Annotated in this window: 22 protein-coding genes, 1 tRNA gene and 1 pseudogene; 12 read left to right on the forward strand and 12 right to left on the reverse strand. The window is 58.7% G+C overall.

From position 1 onward, the window contains the following. Positions 1–17: 17 nt before the first annotated feature. Positions 18–1,373, reverse strand: coding sequence for a phosphoglucosamine mutase (glmM, locus tag V8359_RS08110; protein ID WP_336428260.1), 1,356 nt, complete (start codon positions 1,371–1,373; stop codon positions 18–20). A 252-nt stretch (positions 1,374–1,625) separates the two neighbouring features. On the opposite strand from glmM, the gene V8359_RS08115 reads away from it, so the two are divergent. Next, the gene (locus V8359_RS08115) at positions 1,626–1,964 is read left to right on the forward strand and encodes a VanZ family protein (protein ID WP_336428261.1); all 339 of its coding nucleotides are present in this window, start codon (positions 1,626–1,628) and stop codon (positions 1,962–1,964) included. Here V8359_RS08115 and pncA read toward each other — a convergent pair. Next, complete coding sequence (pncA, locus tag V8359_RS08120) at positions 1,951–2,556, reverse strand: bifunctional nicotinamidase/pyrazinamidase (RefSeq protein WP_336428262.1); 606 nt, start codon at positions 2,554–2,556, stop codon at positions 1,951–1,953. The two genes, V8359_RS08115 and pncA, sit on opposite strands and share 14 nt — an antisense overlap. 98 nt (positions 2,557–2,654) lie before the next feature. Here pncA and trhO point away from each other — a divergent pair, with 98 nt between their 5' ends. Further along, complete coding sequence (gene trhO, locus V8359_RS08125) at positions 2,655–3,563, forward strand: oxygen-dependent tRNA uridine(34) hydroxylase TrhO (protein WP_336428263.1); 909 nt, start codon at positions 2,655–2,657, stop codon at positions 3,561–3,563. A 15-nt stretch (positions 3,564–3,578) separates the two neighbouring features. Here trhO and V8359_RS08130 read toward each other — a convergent pair whose 3' ends face one another. Continuing rightward, positions 3,579–4,907 (reverse strand): UDP-glucose dehydrogenase family protein, encoded by a 1,329-nt coding sequence (locus V8359_RS08130; protein ID WP_336428264.1) that lies wholly within the window; start codon positions 4,905–4,907, stop codon positions 3,579–3,581. Positions 4,908–5,118: 211 nt separating this feature from the next. On the opposite strand from V8359_RS08130, the gene V8359_RS08135 reads away from it, so the two are divergent. Continuing rightward, positions 5,119–6,078 (forward strand): KpsF/GutQ family sugar-phosphate isomerase, encoded by a 960-nt coding sequence (locus V8359_RS08135; protein ID WP_336428265.1) that lies wholly within the window; start codon positions 5,119–5,121, stop codon positions 6,076–6,078. 73 nt (positions 6,079–6,151) lie between these two features. Here V8359_RS08135 and V8359_RS08140 read toward each other — a convergent pair whose 3' ends face one another. The 3 genes from V8359_RS08140 to V8359_RS08150 all read right to left on the reverse strand — a co-directional run bounded on the left by V8359_RS08140 (position 6,152) and on the right by V8359_RS08150 (position 7,881). Then, the gene (locus V8359_RS08140; protein ID WP_336428266.1) at positions 6,152–6,766 is read right to left on the reverse strand and encodes a peptidoglycan recognition protein family protein; all 615 of its coding nucleotides are present in this window, start codon (positions 6,764–6,766) and stop codon (positions 6,152–6,154) included. Continuing rightward, on the reverse strand, positions 6,732–7,214 hold the full coding sequence (locus V8359_RS08145; protein ID WP_336428267.1) for a hypothetical protein: 483 nt from the start codon (positions 7,212–7,214) through the stop codon (positions 6,732–6,734). Before V8359_RS08145 ends, V8359_RS08140 begins: the two co-directional genes overlap by 35 nt. A gap of 445 nt (positions 7,215–7,659) precedes the next feature. After that, the gene (locus V8359_RS08150; protein ID WP_336428268.1) at positions 7,660–7,881 is read right to left on the reverse strand and encodes a DUF1127 domain-containing protein; all 222 of its coding nucleotides are present in this window, start codon (positions 7,879–7,881) and stop codon (positions 7,660–7,662) included. 247 nt (positions 7,882–8,128) lie between these two features. On the opposite strand from V8359_RS08150, the gene V8359_RS08155 reads away from it, so the two are divergent. From V8359_RS08155 to V8359_RS08165, 3 genes are all read left to right on the forward strand, one after another. Continuing rightward, complete coding sequence (locus tag V8359_RS08155; protein ID WP_336428269.1) at positions 8,129–9,208, forward strand: Mrp/NBP35 family ATP-binding protein; 1,080 nt, start codon at positions 8,129–8,131, stop codon at positions 9,206–9,208. A gap of 61 nt (positions 9,209–9,269) precedes the next feature. Continuing rightward, complete coding sequence (locus tag V8359_RS08160; protein ID WP_336428270.1) at positions 9,270–9,671, forward strand: DUF2177 family protein; 402 nt, start codon at positions 9,270–9,272, stop codon at positions 9,669–9,671. 3 nt (positions 9,672–9,674) lie between these two features. Continuing rightward, on the forward strand, positions 9,675–9,923 hold the full coding sequence (locus V8359_RS08165) for a hypothetical protein (protein ID WP_336428271.1): 249 nt from the start codon (positions 9,675–9,677) through the stop codon (positions 9,921–9,923). Positions 9,924–9,928: 5 nt separating this feature from the next. Here V8359_RS08165 and V8359_RS08170 read toward each other — a convergent pair whose 3' ends face one another. Continuing rightward, complete coding sequence (locus V8359_RS08170) at positions 9,929–10,450, reverse strand: peptidoglycan-binding domain-containing protein (protein WP_336428272.1); 522 nt, start codon at positions 10,448–10,450, stop codon at positions 9,929–9,931. A gap of 257 nt (positions 10,451–10,707) precedes the next feature. Between V8359_RS08170 and V8359_RS08175 the strand changes: the two genes are divergently transcribed. After that, positions 10,708–11,031, forward strand: a complete 324-nt coding sequence (locus V8359_RS08175; RefSeq protein WP_336428273.1) for a 2Fe-2S iron-sulfur cluster-binding protein — start codon at positions 10,708–10,710, stop codon at positions 11,029–11,031. A gap of 4 nt (positions 11,032–11,035) precedes the next feature. Beyond that, complete coding sequence (locus V8359_RS08180) at positions 11,036–11,794, forward strand: FG-GAP repeat domain-containing protein (RefSeq protein ID WP_336428274.1); 759 nt, start codon at positions 11,036–11,038, stop codon at positions 11,792–11,794. Between the two features lie 33 nt (positions 11,795–11,827). Here V8359_RS08180 and V8359_RS08185 read toward each other — a convergent pair whose 3' ends face one another. Both V8359_RS08185 and purD read right to left on the reverse strand, forming a co-directional pair. Next, positions 11,828–12,721, reverse strand: a complete 894-nt coding sequence (locus V8359_RS08185; protein ID WP_336428275.1) for a bestrophin family protein — start codon at positions 12,719–12,721, stop codon at positions 11,828–11,830. Further along, positions 12,718–13,983 carry a phosphoribosylamine--glycine ligase gene (purD, locus tag V8359_RS08190; protein WP_336428276.1) on the reverse strand — a complete coding sequence of 422 codons (1,266 nt, stop codon included), beginning with the start codon at positions 13,981–13,983 and terminating at the stop codon, positions 12,718–12,720. Before purD ends, V8359_RS08185 begins: the two co-directional genes overlap by 4 nt. A gap of 126 nt (positions 13,984–14,109) precedes the next feature. Here purD and V8359_RS08195 point away from each other — a divergent pair. The 4 genes and pseudogenes from V8359_RS08195 (at position 14,110) to V8359_RS08210 (ending at position 18,046) form a co-directional block, all read left to right on the forward strand. Beyond that, positions 14,110–14,670 (forward strand): annotated as a pseudogene (locus V8359_RS08195) (type 1 glutamine amidotransferase domain-containing protein). 37 nt (positions 14,671–14,707) lie between these two features. Further along, complete coding sequence (gene xseA / locus V8359_RS08200; protein WP_336428277.1) at positions 14,708–16,267, forward strand: exodeoxyribonuclease VII large subunit; 1,560 nt, start codon at positions 14,708–14,710, stop codon at positions 16,265–16,267. Positions 16,268–16,416: 149 nt separating this feature from the next. Then, on the forward strand, positions 16,417–17,322 hold the full coding sequence (locus V8359_RS08205) for a LysR family transcriptional regulator (protein WP_336428278.1): 906 nt from the start codon (positions 16,417–16,419) through the stop codon (positions 17,320–17,322). 175 nt (positions 17,323–17,497) lie between these two features. Then, the gene (locus V8359_RS08210) at positions 17,498–18,046 is read left to right on the forward strand and encodes an NADPH-dependent FMN reductase (RefSeq protein ID WP_336428279.1); all 549 of its coding nucleotides are present in this window, start codon (positions 17,498–17,500) and stop codon (positions 18,044–18,046) included. A gap of 94 nt (positions 18,047–18,140) precedes the next feature. Here V8359_RS08210 and V8359_RS08215 read toward each other — a convergent pair whose 3' ends face one another. The 3 genes from V8359_RS08215 to V8359_RS08225 all read right to left on the reverse strand — a co-directional run bounded on the left by V8359_RS08215 (position 18,141) and on the right by V8359_RS08225 (position 19,865). Next, the gene (locus V8359_RS08215) at positions 18,141–19,385 is read right to left on the reverse strand and encodes an NAD(P)/FAD-dependent oxidoreductase (RefSeq protein WP_336428280.1); all 1,245 of its coding nucleotides are present in this window, start codon (positions 19,383–19,385) and stop codon (positions 18,141–18,143) included. A 199-nt stretch (positions 19,386–19,584) separates the two neighbouring features. Next, a complete protein-coding gene (gene ykgO, locus V8359_RS08220) occupies positions 19,585–19,710 on the reverse strand; it encodes a type B 50S ribosomal protein L36 (protein WP_005850168.1) in 126 nt (41 codons plus the stop codon). Between the two features lie 80 nt (positions 19,711–19,790). After that, positions 19,791–19,865: transfer RNA gene (locus V8359_RS08225), tRNA-Val, on the reverse strand. Positions 19,866–19,933 lie beyond the last annotated feature (68 nt).

Genomic DNA, 19,933 nt, shown 5'->3' on the forward strand with positions numbered 1-19,933 from the left:
GCGTTTTGCGAAACGCTTTAGCTGCGCGCTGTTCCGGCTTCGCGCACCGCGACTGAAATCTCGCCCACCACGTCCTGCAACAGATGCTGATCTTCACATTCGGCCATGACCCGGATCAAAGGCTCTGTGCCTGACGCACGGATAAGGACGCGCCCGCACCCGTCGATGCGCTTCTCCTGATCCGCGATCACGGCTTTGACGGCTGCTGATTCCAAAGGCATCAAGCCGGCATCAATGCGCACATTCTCAAGCATTTGGGGCACGGCGATAAAGTTCCGCATCAAAGAACTTGCTGGTTTCCCGCTTTCGACCATGGCGGCCAGAAACTGAAGGCCCGCGATGAGCCCATCGCCAGTCGTGGCATAATCGGTCATCACGATGTGGCCCGATTGTTCGCCACCCAGATTGTAACCGCCGCCGCGCATGCGTTCGACCACGTGCCGATCTCCGACCTTCGTGCGCTCAAGTTTCAGGCCGCGTTCGGTGACAAAACGCTCCAACCCCAAATTCGACATGACAGTCGCGACAAGCGTTCCGTGCATGAGGCGGTTCTGTTCGGCCCAAAGACTTGCAAACAAGGCCATGATTTGATCGCCGTCGCCAACCTCGCCATTTTCATCAATCAGGATGATACGGTCGGCATCCCCATCAAGACAGATGCCAAGGTCCGCGCCATTTTCGAGCACCGCTTTCGCCGCTGCATCAGGCTTGGTCGATCCACAGTCTTCGTTGATATTATAGCCGTTCGGAGCGACACCAACAGGGATAACATCGGCACCCAATTCCCACAGAACCTCGGGAGCGGCCTGATACGCGGCACCGTTCGCGCAATCCACTACAACCTTGAGCCCGGTAAGACGCGTGGCGCGGGGCAGGGTGGTTTTTGCGTATTCAACATACCGGCCCTGGCCGCTCTCGATACGCTTGGCGCGTCCGATGCTGATGGGCTGCACCGGGATGATCTCTTCGGCTAGGATACGCTCGATATCTTCTTCGGCGGCGTCCGAAAGCTTGAAACCGTCGGGGCCAAAAAACTTGATCCCGTTGTCACGGTGGGGATTGTGGCTTGCTGAAATCATGATTCCAAGATCGGCGCGCATCGAGCGGGTGAGAAACCCGACAGCGGGCGTCGGGATCGGCCCGAGCAAAAGGACATTCATCCCGGTCGAGGTCAGACCGGCGGTCAGCGCGTTTTCGATCATGTAACCCGAACGGCGGGTGTCTTTGCCGATGACGACGCGATGGCCGTTGTGACCGTCGGTTCGAAAATGCCGACCCGCCGCGGCGCCGATGCGAAGCGCGACATCTGCAGTCATCGGAAAGCTGTTGGCCGTGCCCCGGATACCGTCAGTGCCGAAATACTTGCGTTGCATGAAATGTCCTTCCGTAATCGCGCGGGTTGGCGTGCGGATCGTATAATCCCTGATCCGTTTTGTTGCGAGTATGGATTCCCTCAGTTTCCTGCGATTGCCCAAGGTCCGCGAAATTCCGCTTTGCGACGATCACGAATGTTGCAAGCGGGTCATATACGCGCCACATAAATGTTTCGCGAAACGCCTTAGTCGACGCGACAGTCAAGGACAGCACCCAGGATGGCACAGCTAAAACGAGCCAAAGCAAGGATAATGACCGCCTACTTGGTCACAGCACTGATTGTCGTGCTTATCACCGTTCTTGCGCTTGTCCCCTTTGGCCCGGCCACGCCCGTGGCGGGGAGTGACAAATTGGGTCATGCGTTGGCGTTTTTCGTGCTTGTGCTGCCGCTTGCCTGTGTTGCGCCGCAGCGGTGGCTTGCGATCTGGCTCGGGGCAGTCACGTATGGCGCACTCATCGAAATTGTTCAACCTCTGACAGGACGGATGGCCGAGATGGGTGATCTTGTGGCCGATGGCGCCGGTGCTGCTGTGGGAATTTTCCTGGGGATCGGCTGGGCGGTATGGCGCGGCAAGGTCAGTTTAGCGTAACGCCCAGTTCAGCCATCCCGTTCATCGCAACCTTAAGCGATCCGTCAAAGTCGATCGCACGACAGAGCGCCATATCGACACGCACCTCATAGCCAAGCCGCGCCGCGTCGGTTGCCGAGAAATTGACACAGAAATCCGTCGCAAGGCCCACCATCGTCAATTGGGAAATACCCCGCGTCTGAAGATATCCATGCAAACCGGTCGGAGTTTTCTTGTCATTCTCGAAAAACGCGGAATAGCTGTCGATCGCCGGGTCAAAGCCTTTGCGAATAATCATGTCGGCCCGATCGGTGTTCAGATCGGGATGAAATTCCGCGCCCTTGCTTCCCTGCACGCAATGATCGGGCCAGAGGACCTGAAGGCCATAGGGCATTTCAATCATCTCCAGTGGTTTGGTCCCTTCATGCTCGGATGCAAAGGAACTGTGCGCGGGCGGGTGCCAGTCCTGAGTGAGGATGACGGCCTGAAACTCGGTCATCAGTGTGTTGATGCCGGGAATGATGACATCCCCTTCCGGTACGGCAAGCGCGCCTCCGGGACAGAAATCATTCTGAACGTCGATCACGATCAGTGCGTGCGTATCGGAATGCATTAAGAACCTCCGGGTGACCTGCTTCAATGGGTAGTGAGCAGCGCGGGATGCGTCAATGCACCTTGCCTGAAGCGGTGGAATTGCCTAGATGCCTGCGCATGTTCACCGTTGCCGCGCTCTATCATTTTACCCGCTTCGACGATCCCGCAACGCTGCGCGGGCCGCTCCTTGGGCTTTGCGAAAAGCAGGGTATCAGCGGCACCATTCTATTGGCCGCAGAGGGGGTGAACGGCACCATCGCGGGACCGCGTGCGGGAATTGACAAGGTGCTTGCGCATCTGCGGTCTCTACCCGGTTGCGCCACGCTCGAGCACAAGGAAAGCTTTGCCGAAGAGCAGCCTTTCCGGCGGCTTAAGGTGCGGGTGAAAAAAGAGATCGTGACCATGGGTCAGCCTGATGTCGATCCACGCGCCAAGGTGGGGCATTATGTCGAGCCGGCAGATTGGAACGCTTTGATCCAGAACCCGGACGTGGCCTTGATCGATACACGCAACGGCTATGAGATCGCCATTGGCACGTTCGAGGGCGCTGTCGACCCTGAAACAGAAAGTTTCCGTGATTTTCCAACGTGGTGGGAAAAGAATAGCCACAGATTCCACAACAAGCGGATCGCGATGTTCTGCACGGGCGGCATTCGTTGCGAGAAATCAACAAATTACCTGCTGGAGCAAGGGGTGGAGGGTGTCTACCATCTCAAAGGTGGAATCCTGAAATATCTAGAAGAGGTTCCCGAGGATCAAAGCACCTGGCACGGCGATTGTTTCGTGTTCGACGGGCGGGTGTCGGTGGGGCATGGGCTTCGCGAAGGGCCACATGAGTTGTGCTTTGCCTGCCGCCGACCGATCCTTCCCGAGGATATGCAGCGCGACGATTACGAGCATGGCGTATCGTGTCGGCATTGCATCGGTGAAACGTCGGACGCGGACAAAGATCGCTTTCGCGAACGTCAGAAACAGATCGCGCTCTCCGAAGCTCGTGGTGAAAAGCATATGCGCTTTCTCGACTGATGGCCTGCTCGTGGGTCAGTCCAAATTGGGCATATACCCGATCCGCCCGACGGAATCATATGCTTCGAACCCGGCGCGACGCACATCCTTGGGGGAATAGATGTTGCGCAGGTCGGCCATGCGGGGCGTTTCCATTCGTCTCGCGAGGCGTTTGAGGTCAAGCGCACGAAACTCGTTCCATTCGGTCAGAATCACGATCAGGTCTGCATTTTGCACCGCCTTGTAAGGGTCTTCGACCCAGTTCACGCCGGGCAGAAGCGCCTCGCCTTCGTGTTTGCCCTGCGGATCACAGACGCGCACCTTCGCTCCGGCGCCAACCATCGCGGGCACGATGGTCAGGGATGGGGCGTCACGCATATCGTCCGTGTTGGGCTTGAACGTGACACCCAGCACCGCGACGGTTTTACCGTTGAAGGAGCCGTCACATAGATCAAGAAGCTTGTCGATCATGCGCCGCTTCATCTCTTCGTTGACGGTTATCACCTTTTCGGTGATTTGCATCGGCAGGCCGTGCTCTTGCCCGATCCGCGCCAAAGCGCGGGTGTCTTTCGGGAAACAGCTGCCGCCATATCCGGGTCCGGCATGGAGGAACTTGTTGCCGATGCGCCCGTCGAGGCCGATGCCGTGGCTGACCTGTTTCACATCCGCGCCTGTGCGCTCACAGAGCGCGGCAATCTCGTTTATGAACGTGATCTTGGTCGCAAGAAATGCGTTGGCCGCGTATTTGATCATTTCGGCGCTTTCCAGATCTGTTGTCAGGATCGGAAAATCGCGCAGGTAAAGCGGACGGTAAATATCTTCCATAACCTGTGCCGCGCGCTCGGTCTGAACCCCGACGACGACGCGATCGGGTTTCATGAAATCGTCGATCGCGGCCCCTTCGCGCAGGAACTCAGGGTTTGAGGACACATCGAAATCGAGGTTCGGATTGGCCTTTTTGACGGCTTGCTTGATCTTGCGGTTGGTGCCCACCGGCACCGTCGATTTGGTGACGATCACGACATAGTCCTTGGCCGTCACCGCGATCTCCTCGGCGGCGGCCATGACATAGCTCAGGTCGGCATGCCCATCTCCCCGGCGCGTTGGCGTGCCCACGGCAATGAAAATCGCCTCGGCGCCCTCGATCGCGGCTGTCATGTCGCCGGTGAAAGAAAGCCGGCCCGCCTCAACGTTCTTGGCCATCAGGGTCTCGAGGCCCGGCTCAAAGATCGGCACCTCCCCACGCTCGAGCATCTCGATCTTGGCGGGATCTTTGTCCACGCAGACGACATCGTGACCGAAATCGGAAAAGCATACTCCCGAAACTAGCCCGACATAGCCGGTGCCGATCATAGCGATTTTCATGCGATGTCCCTTTGACTGCTCTTGTTTTTGAGAAATCTTGTGTTCATCGTCCGTCTCCAAGTCAATGAGAGACGCGTTATATGAGCACAAACACCGTTCAGTTTTTCCTTTGGCGAGTCTTCGTTGCATCTCTCGCGCAGGGGCATAGGCCTTTCCCTTGGGCTGTGGGCGCTATATCAACCGGCGGCAAGCCAAGCGCGGAGCACCTGCCATGACTACCCCCCCGAGCCCTGTCGATATCGCCCGCGATGTTCTTGAAATCGAAGCCAACGCCTTGTTGGCGATGCGAGAAAACCTGCCCGGGGCGTTTGATGCCGCGGTGCAGCTTCTTCTTGGCGTGAAGGGGCGCGTGATCGTTTCGGGCATGGGAAAGTCAGGGCACATCGCCCACAAGATCGCCGCCACGATGGCCAGCACGGGCACCCCCGCGCAATCCGTCCATCCCGGTGAGGCAAGCCATGGTGATCTTGGCATGGTCACATCCGATGATGCGGTCATTCTGATTTCCAATTCCGGAGAGACACGCGAACTCGCAGACATTATCGCGCATACTCGGCGCTTTGCGATTCCGTTGATCGCCATCACCAAGAAGGCCGAGAGCACCTTGGGTCAGCAAGCTGATCATGTGCTTGAATTGCCTGACGCCCCTGAGGCTTGCGGAATTGGCATGGCGCCCACCACGTCGACGACCTGCACTCTTGCTCTGGGCGATGCGCTTGCTGTGGCTTTGATGAAAATACGTGGATTCGCCCGCGAGAATTTTCTTGATTTTCACCCCGGTGGCACGCTGGGTGCCAAATTGCTCAAGGTGGGCTCGGTCATGCATACCGGTGATATGTTGCCAGTCGTGCATGAGCATACCGACATGGGTGAGACGCTTCTGGAGATGACGGCCAAGGGATTTGGCGTCGCCGCGGTTGTTGAGCGTGGCACTCTGACCGGCGTGATCACCGATGGCGATCTGCGGCGCAATCTTGAGGGGTTGATGAACAGGTCCGCTGGCGAAGTCGCCACGCGTGACCCGCGCACAATCGGGCCTGATGCCCTGATGTTCGAGGCGCTGGGCGTGATGAACGCCAACAAGATCAGCGCGCTTTTCGTCGTGAACGATGAAGGGCAGCTTCAGGGCCTCGTGCATATCCACGATGCGTTGCGCGCCGGAGTCGCGTGACACCTTCTGCGCCAGCATTGCAACTCAAAGCATTCTCTTTTGTCCTTGAGACATCAGCGACGGGCACAACGCCTTAGTTCTGGCGAACCTGCTGAATGATCGACGCCAGTTCAGAGGTCATGTGTTTTCCTGGGCAAGCCGTGCTCGCATAGTGATTGTGAGCGCCAATCGCACTGGCTGGAATTCCATGCTCCTCAGACAATCTCAGCAAAAGCTGAAATAACGCGGCTTTCTGATCGTGGTCAGGGTGTTCAACCTCAAAGTTGCCTTCCAGAACGATCCCGATATGACCCTTCGGATCATATTTGGTGTTCGTATCTCCGACGAATCCAACCTTCCGGCCTTCGGCGACCTGACCCGAGGCATCAATGAAATAGTGATACGGAATGTCGGCCCACGCCTTTTTGGTGCGCCCGTCGGCCAGCTTGCCTTCGCTTTGAGAAAAATTTTGAAGTGAGCGTAGCTTGGTCGCGATTGTCCTCTTTGGTTTTTGCCTGACTGCCGAGTGATGAATCGTTATGCGTTCCGGATCGTGTGGCACCATTTCGAGAACGGGTGCTTTTGCCCCCCATTCACTTCTAGAAATTATCTCGAATGCGGTCGCGTGATCGGCAGAAAACGGAATGAGGTAAAGCGCGGCGATGAGAAACGAACTAGTCGCCTTTTTTAACGTATGCATCGGGAACATAACCTTTCACACCTTCCAACGCGCGGAATGCCTCGCTTCTGGAGTAAGAGGCGACGACGACGGCGAACAACCCATTCGTCAGCTTTGGATATCTATTTGTTTCGATAAGCTCCGCCGCGAGCCCTTGATCTCTAAGGTATTGCAATCGTTCCATTGCCTGATCAGTAGAGTCGAGAGGGAATGAACCTGCGATCACAAACCAGTCCCCGTTGGATGAGACACCTGTGTTGTTAACCAGTTGATCTTGTGAAGTGCCGCTATCTGCTGAAATGTCTGGCTCGGGGGCGACAGGATCGTCCGGTGTGCCGATGTCGATTTTCATGTCTGGCATCTGGCTGGTTTCACCGCATTCACCCAATCCGGGATAGCACTCCTCACTGGTCTGAGCCGTGGCGGCTGTTGCGAGCAGGGCGGTGATAATTCCGAAAATCCACTTCATCGCGCTCATTCTCCTGAAACATGAGGGAAACGCTTACTATGAGGTCCTCTCCCTCGTCCTTGGGCCTCATGAAAAATGGCCGAATCCTCGGCGCCAGTACAGCCGCTGATCCCAGAGAAAACAAGGTTGCCAAATCTATGAGTTTGCAAGACGAGCATGCGAAAAACGTAGCATATGATTTGCTAACGAGTCTATCCATCCGGCCTTGGTCCCGGATGACCTGAGTTGCGCCACGTAGTCGCTCGTTGCAGTGGGGAAGTGTTGGCCCGTCCCAATAAAAAACGGTGACGCCAAGGGAGGAGGGCGCCACCGTTCTTTGACGTCGGGTTCGCAGGCAAATGTGCCCGACAGGGAGGAGTGAACCCGTCGTTATGAGGAAAATGCCGGGACTAAAGGGAGGAGGGATCCCGACATTTCCTGAACAACCCCCGGTTTTGGGGGGCTGAAACCAGTATCAGAACTGGTGACCGTAAACAGCCCGGCGCGCGATGGCGTCGATTTCGCCACGGCTGATGCCGAGATCGGCAAGACCGCGATCGCTGAGCGAATTCAGCTCGTTGCGGGTCTTGTTGAATTCGCGCCATTTCTGGATGCTGTTGACCGTTTGGCCAAAGAAACCTGCGTTTGCGTTTGAACGCGCGGCGCGTCCGGTGTGTGTGTCAGATGCGAAAGCCATCTCTTCCGTCCTTTGTGCATATGCGCCGATGGCAAAAGAAGCCGGGGCGCTGTGTTCGTGTTCTGGAGCTTAGATAGTTGAATGCTGCACGCGCACAATCCCCGCTCTTTTCAATGCCGCTATGCAGCAAATGCATAAGCAAGGCTGACATATAATTGCCATATTTACTTGACGTTGCGTCCTTTGATCGCCTTGCGTCCATCTCAAAACCTGCCAAGTAGGTAGGAGCAACACAGAGGAGGCGCATATGGCTGCATCACGAGAGAACATCGAAGCCGAGCTGGCCCGGCTCGAGTTGCCGGACGGCGGCAATATCATCTCACGCGACATGGTGCGCGCGATGACGATCGATGGCGGACAGGTGCGTTTCGTGATCGAGGCGCCCAGCCCGGAAATGGCGCGACAGATGGAAACTCTGCGCGAAACGGCCGAGCGTCTGGTCGGGGCACTTGAGGGCGTGGAGACGGTTTCGGTGGCTCTGACCGCGCATGGACCGGCAGCCAAGTCAGAGGCCGGTCCGCCGCCAAGCCTCAAGGTCGGAGGTCACCCCAAGCCGACCTCGGGGTCGTTGAAGCCTGCTAGCGTCAAATCGATCATCGCCGTCGGATCAGGCAAGGGCGGCGTGGGGAAGTCCACGGTAGCGTCTAACCTTGCCGTCGCTCTGGCGCGCAAAGGAAAGCGCGTGGGCCTGCTCGATGCCGATATTTACGGACCCAGCTTGCCGCGTATGATGGGCGTGAGCAAACGCCCGGCAAGCCCGGATGGCAAGATCATCGAGCCGCTTCACGCCCACGGTGTAACCATGATGTCCATCGGTCTCATGCTTGACCCCGACAAGGCGGTCGTGTGGCGTGGCCCGATGCTGATGGGGGCGTTGCAGCAGATGATATCACAGGTGAACTGGGGTGATCTTGATGTCCTGATCGTCGATCTGCCTCCGGGCACAGGTGATGTGCAGCTTACACTCTGCCAGAAGGCCGAACCGACAGGCGCGATCGTTGTTTCCACGCCTCAGGATGTGGCGCTTCTTGATGCGCGCAAGGCCATGGACATGTTCCGCACGCTCAAGACCCCGATTCTGGGAATGATCGAAAACATGTCGTCGTTTCACTGTCCCAATTGCGGTCATGAGGCGCATATCTTTGGCGAAGGCGGCGTGCGCGCCGAGTCCGAAAAGCTTGGCCTGCCGTTTCTGGGGGCGTTGCCCATCGATCTTGAAACCCGTGTCGCCGGAGACAGCGGAACTCCCGTGGCCCTAGGCGAAGGGCCCGTCGCCGAGGCTTATGGCACCTTGGCCGACAGGCTTGTAAAGGGTGGCATTGTTTGATCCATCAGGTTTGCGGCCTAGCTTATCTGCGATGCTAGGCCGACCGGAATGGGAGAAAACGATGACAGTCGCGATACTCTACGTGGTGACATTTGCGGTGTTTCTGGGGCTCGATTTTTTCGGCCTCAGCTACATCGTGAAGCCGACGTTCGAAAAAGAAATCGGTGGGATGTTGCTCGACAGTCCCCGGTTTGGTCCGGCGGTCGTCTTTTACGGCTTTTTCATTTTTGCCGTGCTCTGGTTCGTAAGCTGGCCTGCCTTGACGCAACAGAAATCACTTCTCTGGGTGTTCTGCACGGCAGCACTTCTGGGTGCTGTGGCATACGGAACCTATGAGTTCACCAATCTTGCGACGCTCAAGGGCTGGACGTGGACGATGGTGGCGACTGACCTGACATGGGGCACCTTGCTAACCGGTATTTCCGCCACGGTGGGCGTGGGTGTGACGCGATGGGTGACCTGAACGATGTTGCTGGTCGGTGTCGTCGTGCTTTTGGTGACAGTGTGGCTTTGCGCGTATGGCGCGGTGCGCACCGGTCGGTTCTACGTGTTTTACACCATTGCTCTTTTGCCGATACCTGTGGCAATCGGTCTGTCATATAGCCTGTTTACGGCGGAGACCGGACTCTCACCGCTGACGCTTATCTTGTCAGCGATGGCAGTTGCTGCGGTCTTTTATCCTGTCAATGTCTGGCGTCTCAGGCTGGAACGCTAGAGCCCCTAGTCCTCTTGCGGCAAATCCACAGCCACAAGACCGAGCTGTCGAGCCGCCGCCAAAGACAATATACCGCTATCAAGGCCCTCGGCAGACTGATATTTCCTCACCGCTGCGCGGGTACGGGCATCCATCTGGCCGGTAATGCCACCCCTATACACTCCCCTTACCTTGAGGGCGCGTTGAACCGAAGAGACGAAGTCAGGCGTCATATCCGCAGCGCAGGGTGTTTCGAACCATGTGACCTTGCGCTCTTGAATGATGGCTTGCCGCGTTTCCGTTTTATAGATTGCCGGTTCCGCCACGGTGCCGTCGGCCCGCACTTCGGCGGGTTGCAGAATGATCTGGTCAGTTACGGTTTCCACGATTGCGGGTGTGACGACCTTACCCCAGCATGTGCCGGGTTCCGCGCCGGGGGGCGCTTCGGCCAGAGTCTGAACCAGATCGGGTTCACCGGATGGCAAGGTCGCATCGCACGCGCCGATCAGGGTTGTGGCGATCAGGAACAGTGAAAATGATCGGATCATGTGCTCGTGCTTCAGGGGCAATCTTTTCGCGGACCTTATCCGTTTTCTCCTGTGCGGGAAAGGCGGCTCTGACGGGGATGAAAACGACGAATCAAAGGTGACGAATGATCCCTCCGAGAGAGCGTGTGGAATCGGACAAAGCGCGAACATATATGCTTTGTCGCAACTCTTTCCTGTTTGGGTCGAAAATTGGTCTGGCGCGCCCTACCTGCCATCGGTAGGAACACCAGAGAGAGATTGAAAGGGGGCGCATATCCATGGCGAAAATCACTTATATCGAGCATAATGGCACCGAGCACGTGGTTGACGTGGCCAATGGCCTGACCGTGATGGAAGGCGCGCGCGACAACAATATTCCCGGCATCGAGGCCGATTGCGGCGGCGCCTGCGCGTGCTCCACCTGCCATGTCTATGTTCACCCCGATTGGGTCGAAAAGCTCCCCGCGAGGGACGACATGGAAGAAGACATGCTTGATTTCGCCTATGAACCCGATCCGGAACGCTCGCGCCTGACCTGTCAGGTCAAAGTGACCGACGCGCTTGACGGTCTTGTTGTGCAGATGCCCGAAAAGCAGATCTAAGCCGATGCGGGCGTTTGTGGTCATCGCATCGCTCGCGGTTCATCTCGCCGGGATGGCGGGGGCGAAGCAACCGGTTACACGCGCCGACGGCTTGGGCATTGTCGAAGCATATTTCGCCGAAGATGCCGATGTTTACCCTCATCGTGTTCTGGGGGACATCCGCGAAAAGCTCGCACTTTCGGCGCGCGATCACGAAGGGCGGTTTCACAACGTCAGGCTTTATCTCAGGGGCAATCGGCGCACCGTTTTTGAGGATATTGCGCCGCGGCTTGCCGATGTGACCGGTGATGGTCTCAACGATATCGTAGTCGTTGAATCAGACCCGCAGAAGGGGGCATCGCTCGCGGTTTACGGCCTTAAGCAGGGCAGATTGATCAAGGTGGGCGCCACGCCGCATATCGGATCGCGCTTTCGCTGGCTCGCGCCCGCCGCCATTGCCGATCTCAACGGGGACGGGATCACCGATATCGCCTATGTTGAGACGCCGCATTTGGGCAAGACCCTCCGGGTCTGGAGTTGGTTTGACGGTGGCCTTACCGAGATTGCCAACCTTAAAGGCGTGACCAATCATCGAATTGGCGACGAAGTGATTTGGGGCGGTCTGCGCGATTGCGGTGAAGGCCCTGAAATCGTGCTCGCCGATGCCGGATTTCAGGGCCTTGTCGCGGTTGCCTTTGCCGGTGACACCCTCTCCGCGCGCCCCCTCGGGATTGAGGCCAGTGCCGACGGCTTTGATGGCGCGATGTCCTGCCTTCTGCCTTGATCAGATCGCGTCAACGATCCGATACCGCGCCTTTCAACTCAGGTAATAGTTCTTTGGCTGCAATGGCGCTGACGGGTCTTGACCAAGATGCGGCGCAAAGCTGATTTCGATGGTCCGGCACATCGCGTCAAGCGGTAGACCGTTCACCGTCTCACCAAAGGGATGCGCTAGTTCCTCGGTCACTTCGGCAAGGCCGAAGAACACGTAGGCGATCACCGCCACGAACGCAGGCGTCATCCACCCCGCCACATCCAGAAGCGCGAGCGGCACCAGCAGGCAATAGAGATAGGTCGTGCGAAAGACGAGCAGCGAATAGACATAAGGTAGCGGCGTGGCCGCGATCCGCTCACATCCCGCCTGCGCCAGAGCGATCGCCCCCATCCGCTCGCTCAGCGCCTTGAGGCCAAACCCGTCTATCTGGCCCGCTTTTTGCCCGGCGGCGATGTTCTCGGTGATCCGGTCAAGCGCGGCACAGGGCGGATGCGCCGTCTGCGAGAAATCGTCATCGCACCACATCTGCGCCGCCTTTGACGGACCCAGCTTGCGCAGTTGCGCGCGGTGCAGATGGATGAAGGCCAGCGCGAGCCGCAGCACGGTTTCACGGCGGGCAGGATCGTCCACGAAGAGCGCCGTCTCGCGGGCCAGCGCGCGCAGGTCCGCGACCAGCTGCCCCCACAGCTTGCGCGCCTCCCACCAGCGGTCATAGGCAGCATTGTTGCGAAACCCCAAGAACAGCGAGAGCGCCACCCCGAACACGGCAAACGGCGCGGTGCTGGTGTGGGTCAGGGTCACGACATGATGGTCCACCGCGACCATGAGAGCGGCGATCACCGTGACGCCGACGATGCGTGGCAGAATCTGCGGAAGGACCGATCCACGCAACGCAAAGAGAAGTTGCAGCGTCCCCGGCTTGTCACGCAGAATCATGAGAGCGCGCGCCAGCCGATATCACGCCGAAAGAAGCCTTCGGGCCAGTCGATGGCGTCTGCCAAGCCATAGGCGCGATCCCTTGCCTCGATCAAGCTGGCCCCGCGAGCGGTGACGTTGAGAACGCGCCCTCCGTTCGCGATGATTGCGCCGTCACGCCGGGCGGTGCCGGCGTGAAATATCTGATGAAAGCTGTCCTCGGGCGCGTCCTCGATCCCGTTGATGACGCTGCCCTTTTCATAGTCTCCGGGATAACCCTTGGCGGCCATCACCACTGTCAGCGCGTGATCTTCGGCCCAAGTGACCGACATCTCTCCAAGGCGCCCTTCGGCGCAGGCGTGCATCAGGTCCAGCGCCTGTGCCCCAAGGCGCATCATCAGCACCTGACATTCAGGATCGCCAAACCGGACATTGTACTCCACGAGCCTCGGTTGGCCGTCCTTGATCATCAGCCCGGCATAAAGCACGCCCTGAAAAGCTGTGCCCCGGCGCGCCATCTCGGCCATTGTTGGACGAACAATCTCGTCCATGGCGCGCGTCTCGATCTTGGACGACAGGACCGGAGCCGGGGAATAGGCCCCCATGCCGCCGGTGTTCGGACCGGTGTCACCCTCGCCTACCCGTTTGTGATCCTGCGCCGTACCGATGGAGAGGACATTCTCGCCGTCGCACAGGACGAACAGCGATGCTTCTTCGCCTTCCATGAACTCCTCGATCACCACCTCTGCGCCCGCGCCACCAAAGGCGCCTCCGAACATGTCGTCGATGGCGGACAGGGCTTCGTCCTGGGTCTCGGCGATTATCACCCCTTTGCCAGCGGCAAGACCGTCGGCCTTGATGACAATGGGTGTGCCGACCTCGCGCAGATGGGCCTTGGCCGAGTCGGCGTCGGTAAAATGCGCATAGCCCGCCGTCGGCGCAGACGCGGCATCGCATATTTCCTTGGTAAAGCTTTTTGATGCCTCAAGAAGCGAGGCCGCTTCGGATGGGCCAAAAGTCAGGATACCTGCCTCGCGCAGACGGTCGGCCACACCCGCGGCAAGCGGCGCCTCGGGCCCGACGATCACGAAATCCATCGCGTTCGCTTCGGCGAAACTCACCACGGCGGCGCCATCCATGATGTCGATATCTGCACACTCAGCGATCCACGCGATTCCGGCATTTCCCGGCGCCACGATAAGCCGCCCGCATTTGGGATTCTGCTTCACGGCCCATGCCAGGCTGTGTTCACGCCCGCCGCTGCCAAGGATCAGGATGTTCATGGCGTCGCTCCGTCTTGAGGTCGGCGCCTGCATAGGCTGCACACCGCGCATAGGCAAGCGTGACGGAACATGCATTTTCTGGAGGCGTTACTGCTTGGAATGACACGCATGAAGAAAGGAAAGACAATGACCGATATCAGCGATCGCAAAGTCGCCATCCTTGCAACCAACGGGTTTGAGCAATCTGAGCTCGAAAAACCGCGCGATGCGCTACGCGAGGCGGGCGCCGAAGTGCATGTGATTTCGCCGGATGGCGAAGATATCAAGGGGTGGGAAGGCCCTGATTGGTGCCGCATGGTCAAGGTGGACAAGGCGTTGGGTGAAGTCACGTCGGAAGATTACGACGCGCTCGTTCTGCCCGGCGGTCAGATCAACCCTGATATTTTGCGGGTAAACGAAGACGCGCTGAACTTTGTCCGCGCCTTCTGGACCGAGAAAAAGCCTATTGGTGCGATTTGCCACGCCCCGTGAATTCTGGTCGAGGCTGGAATTGCAGAAGGCCGTGATATGACGTCCTACAAATCCATTGCAACCGATGTGAAGAACGCGGGCGCAAACTGGAAAGATAGCGAGGTCGTCGTGGACAAGGGTCTGGTGACAAGCCGCAACCCGGACGATCTTCCGGCCTTTTGCAACAAGTTGATCGAAGAAATCTCGGAAGGTAGGCATACCTCACGCGCAGCCTGATCTTTTCAACCGCGCCGGGATCGGTCATTCATGAGGCATGTCAGATCTTATCGATGACCCGCTCCCGGGGCGAAACTTACCAGAATACACCGTCTCGGAAATATCCGGAGAGGTGAAGCGCACGCTCGAAGGCACGTTCGGGCGTGTGCGGGTTCGTGGCGAAGTTGGCCGCGTCTTTCGCGCCCGGTCCGGACATCTTTACTATGACGTCAAGGACGACCGGAATGTGCTGGCCTGCACGACGTGGAAAGGCCAGATCGGCAACCTGTCGGTTGAACCCGAAGAGGGGCTCGAGGTTGTCGTGACCGGGCGCCTCACGTCGTTTGGGGCGCAATCCAAATATAATCTCAATGTCGATGAGGTGGCCGTCGCAGGACAAGGGGCGCTGATGGCGCTTCTTGAGAAGCGGCGCAAGCAACTGGCCTCCGAGGGTTTGTTCGACGAAGCGCGCAAGACGCCCCTCCCCTATCTTCCCGACGTCATCGGCGTGGTCACGTCGCCTTCGGGCGCGGTCATTCGCGATATTCTGCATCGCTTGCGCGACCGTTTCCCGCGCAAGGTGCTTGTCTGGCCGGTCGCCGTGCAGGGGGCCAATTGTGCCCCCGAGGTGGCCCGGGCCATCGCGGGGTTCAATGCGTTGTCACCGGGCGGTGCGTTACCGCGCCCCGATCTTATTATCGTGGCGCGGGGCGGCGGGTCGATCGAAGATTTGTGGGGGTTCAACGAAGAGGCCGTTGTCCGCGCCGCCGCTGCATCGGACATTCCGTTGATCTCGGCGGTTGGGCATGAAACGGATACGACGCTCATCGATTTCGCGTCGGACAAACGCGCGCCGACCCCGACGGCGGCGGCAGAACTCGCGGTCCCCGTACGGCTTGATCTTCTGGCTTGGGTCGACGGGCAGGCCGCGCGACTAAGCCATGCCCTGAGCGCAGGGGTCGAGCGTCGCGGTCAGCGGCTGCGTGATCTGAGCCGTGCCTTGCCTCGGGTCGAAACGCTCTTGGATGCACCGCGACAGCGGCTTGATTTCTGGGGCGAACGCCTGCCCGCGGCACTGACCCAATCGGTACAAAAAAGACGCGTAGAACTGTCCGAAATCTCCGGCGCGCTGCGCCCCGGCACCTTGCGCGGACAGTTGCGCGATCAGGCGCAGCGAGTGGATCAGCTGGCCGGGCGTCTGTTGCCTGCGCTGGATCAGCGCGCCGAGCGAGGCCGGGAACGCTATGATGCGATGGCCGCGCGCCTTGGGCGGTGTCGCCCGGATGCGGACGTTGCGCAAAGGCGCGAACAATTTACCGCTCTGTCCAATCGGCTGTCTCAGGCTGGCATACGACAATTGCAGGATCTTCGTGACAAGATCGGTGCGCTAGACCGGCTGCGCGAAACGCTAAGTTACAAGGCGACGCTCAATCGTGGATATGCGGTCGTGCGCGGAGATGGTGAGATCGTCAAACGCAAGGCGGCGGCCCAAACCGCAACCACGCTTGAGATCGAGTTCGCCGACGGCAAGCTCAGCGTCGGGAAGGGCGCGACCAAACCGGCGAAGCCCGCGCCGCGCGCAAAGCCTGACACACCCGAACAGGGCGACCTTTTCTGACGTGTGACGTGACGCGGAAACACGCGTTTCCGTGTTTCCATGTCACGAACGATCCGTGACAAAACCCTGATATTGTCTGCGCGATGCCCAAGTTGTGCCTGAATTCACGGCGATACCCGACCCTGACAAGAAATGCAGAGGTAACGAGTATGGATCGCCTGACCGAGATGGAAGCGTTTGCCACCGTGGTGGATCAGGGCGGCTTCACGGATGCAGCCCGCAAGATGGGGATTTCCAAGTCCGCAGTGTCGAAGCACGTGTCGTCGCTTGAGGCCCGCCTTGGGGCCCGACTGCTTAACCGGACGACGCGCCGTGTCAGCCCCACGGAAATCGGCCTTGCCTACTATGACCGCGCCCTGCGCGTTCTGAACGACGCAGGTGAGGCGGATGCGTTGGTGTCCTCGATGCAGTCCGATCCTTCGGGCCTTCTTCGGATCTCGGTGGCGACTGATTTCGGGGTCAATCATCTGAGCCCGGTGCTTGGAAATTTCCTTGAAGAGTTTCCCGACATCACCGTGAACATGGTGCTCAACAACCGCTATGTGGAGTTGATCTCGGAAGGGTTCGACATGGCGATTCGCATTGGCGAACTCGAAGACAGCACCCTGCGCGCGCGCAAGCTGACCGAGACGACGAAGCGTATGATCGCCAGCCCCGGCTATCTTCAAAAGTATGGGCGGCCCTCGAAGATAGATGACCTGAACGAACACAAGCTTCTGCATTACTCCAGCCAGTCCGGCGGAAGCGTCTGGAAGCTGACCGCGCCCTCTGGCGAAAAGCGGCAGGTGCGCACCGCCGGCGGGCTTTCGGTGAATGACGGTCAGTCGCTTCTGAATGCCGCGATTTCCGGTCTGGGCATCGCCTATCTGCCAAGTTTCCTATACGCTGATGCCATGGCCAGCGGTCAGGTTGAGGATGTGATCCCCGATCTTCCCATGGAGACGCAGGGCATCTATGCCGTGTATCCCCCCGGTCGCTTTACACAACCCAAGGTGCGCGCTTTCATCGATTTTCTGGTGCATGCGTTCGCTGACAAGGGTCCGACGGACTGGTAACTCTTCCTCCCCGCTCATAAGCAGAGCCAACTTGGCCCCGAATGCAGATGCTTCGGGGTCTTTTGTTTGACTGCTGCCAGTCGTTGCACAGCTCTTGTGCGCGGCGTGGCCTTGTCGTGTGGCAGGGTTTGTTACACATAACCCGCAAGCAACATTTCCAGAAAGGTCTGACCTCATGTCGAAACCCGTTCTTCTCATGCTCAGTGGCTCGCTTCGCAAAGAGTCCTATAACCGCAAGCTTGTCAGCGAAGCGGTGAACGCCTTCGGCCCCGCCGAGGTTATCGACGGTGATCTGGACCTGCCACTGTTCAACGAAGATGTCGAAGCCGCGGGTTTCCCCGACAAAGTCGAAACGCTCTATGATCAGGTCAGGCGCGCGGATGCGCTTATTATCGGCGCACCTGAATACAACAAGGGAATTTCCGGCCCGCTCAAGAACGGGATTGATTGGTTGAGCCGTCCCAACCCGTCGATCCTCAAGGACAAGAAAGCCGTAGTGCTATCGGCCGCGGGTGGGCGCACGGGCGGAGAGACGGCGCATTTCATGACCGTGTCGATCCTGACTCAGCTTCAGGTCAATGTCGTGCATGGCCCGCTCATTCTGGTGGCGCAGGCGCAGAACGAATTTGACGAAAATGGCCGCCTGACCAATGACTTTCTGAAAAAGCAGGTAACCGACCGGATGGAGCGGCTGCGCGGAATGCTTAAAGCGTTTCGCCTTTAACCTGAGACATCAGCGAAAGGCGAAACGCGTGCAACGTCTGAATGTCGCGCTGCGTTTCGCGAAAATCTGTGATCCAGGTTTTTCGCGAAACGCTTTAGCTGAACCTGTTCGCGTCATAGGATGAGAGATCGGTGTTCGGGTGGCGTCCTGAAATGAGGTCGGCCACCCACCGCCCTGTCTTGGGCCCGCCGGTCAATCCTACATGTTGGTGCCCGAACGCGGCATACACGCCGGTGTCACGTATCTCCCCAACCAAGGGGAGGCTGTCGGGTGTGGAGGGGCGGAACCCCATCCATTCTTCGGCCACGGCGTAGGTGAGATCGGGAAAAGCATCGGTTATATTGCGCCGCATAAGGGCGAGGGGCCCGCGCGAGGGCCCCTTTTTGATCCCGCCCAGTTCGACCATGCCGGCACAGCGTAGTCCGTGCTCCATCGGGTTTACCGCGAACTTTCCCGCCGTCATCATCATCGGCGTGCGCGGCATTATCGAGGGCTCTTTGAAGTGGATGTGATAGCCGCGTTCGGCCTCGAGGGGCACCTTGATCCCAAGCTTGCGAAGGATTGGCTTGGACCAGATTCCGGCGGCCAGCACCGCCTGATCGCAGGCGAATGATCCCTCGTTGGTTTCTACTGCGGAAATGCGCCCGTCGCTCAGCGTGATGTCCTCGACCGTGGCGCGGCGAAATGTGCCGCCTTCTTGCTCGAACACCCGGGCAAGCGCCTGCATATAGGCACCGGGGTTGAGCACGTGGCCATGTTCACGCAGCACGGCAAGACAGCTCGTATCAGGGCCAAGAATCGGTTCGGCCTCGCGCACGGCGGCACCTTCGATGATCTCGGGCACATAGCCGGCCGTGCGTTTCATTGCCCAGCCATAGGCGTCGGCGTCAAAGGCGGCGCGGCTCTTGTAGGCGTAGGTGAAATCGCTTGTCGTGACCCAGCGTTCAGCGGTTGTGCCACGCACCATAGCCTGATGCTGTTCAACACTATCTCCAACGAGCGGTATTAGGCCGTCGATCATTCGGCGCGTGCCCGCTTCGGTCCCGTTGGCCAGAAACTTCAAAAGCCACGGCATGAGACGCGGCAGATAGCTCCATTGCAGAAAGAGCGGCGAGTTCGGATTCAGAACATATTTCGCGCCGGTGGAAAGGATATCGGGGGTGTTGACAGGAACGATCGCCCATTGCGCCAGAAGCCCGGCATTTCCAAATGAGGCCCCGGCCCCCGGCCCATCCTTGTCAAGAAGCGTGACATGATGTCCGGCGCGGCGAAGCCAGATCGCCGCGCTGAGTCCGCAGATACCTGCCCCGATGACGATTACGGTTTGATGTTCGGCCATGACCTTGCGCTCCGATTGTTCTTGAGAGCACCTAAAGCGTTTCGCGAAAAACCTGAAACCCAGATTTTCACGAAGCGCAGCCCGACATTCAGGCGAAACGCTGTAATCCCAAGGTGTGACGCTCAGCAAGTTGCGGCGATCACAAATGCGAAAACCCCGCCGGATAGGGCGGGGTTTCAAGCTGTTCTGTGACGCAAGCTCAGCCTTGGCGGGCTTTGAAACGGCGCTGGGTTTTATTGATCACGTAGACGCGGCCTTTGCGGCGCACCACGCGGCAATCCCGGTGCCGGTTCTTGAGCGAACGGAGCGAGTTACGAACCTTCATCGTTCTTTCCTCTTTCTGTCGCGGCGCGGGCCAGCGCCTTCTGGTTGCGGGTGCCCCCGGAAGGCCGGGAACAGTGAAAATGGTGGGCGATACTAGGATCGAACTAGTGACCCCTTCGATGTCAACGAAGTGCTCTACCGCTGAGCTAATCGCCCGTTATCCGTGACCCGGTTCCATGCCCCCAAACAACAGGGGCGCGGAAAACCGCGCCGCAGCGTCGCTG

The sequence above is a fragment of the Roseovarius sp. E0-M6 genome, assembly GCF_037083845.1.
Lineage (GTDB): Bacteria > Pseudomonadota > Alphaproteobacteria > Rhodobacterales > Rhodobacteraceae > Roseovarius.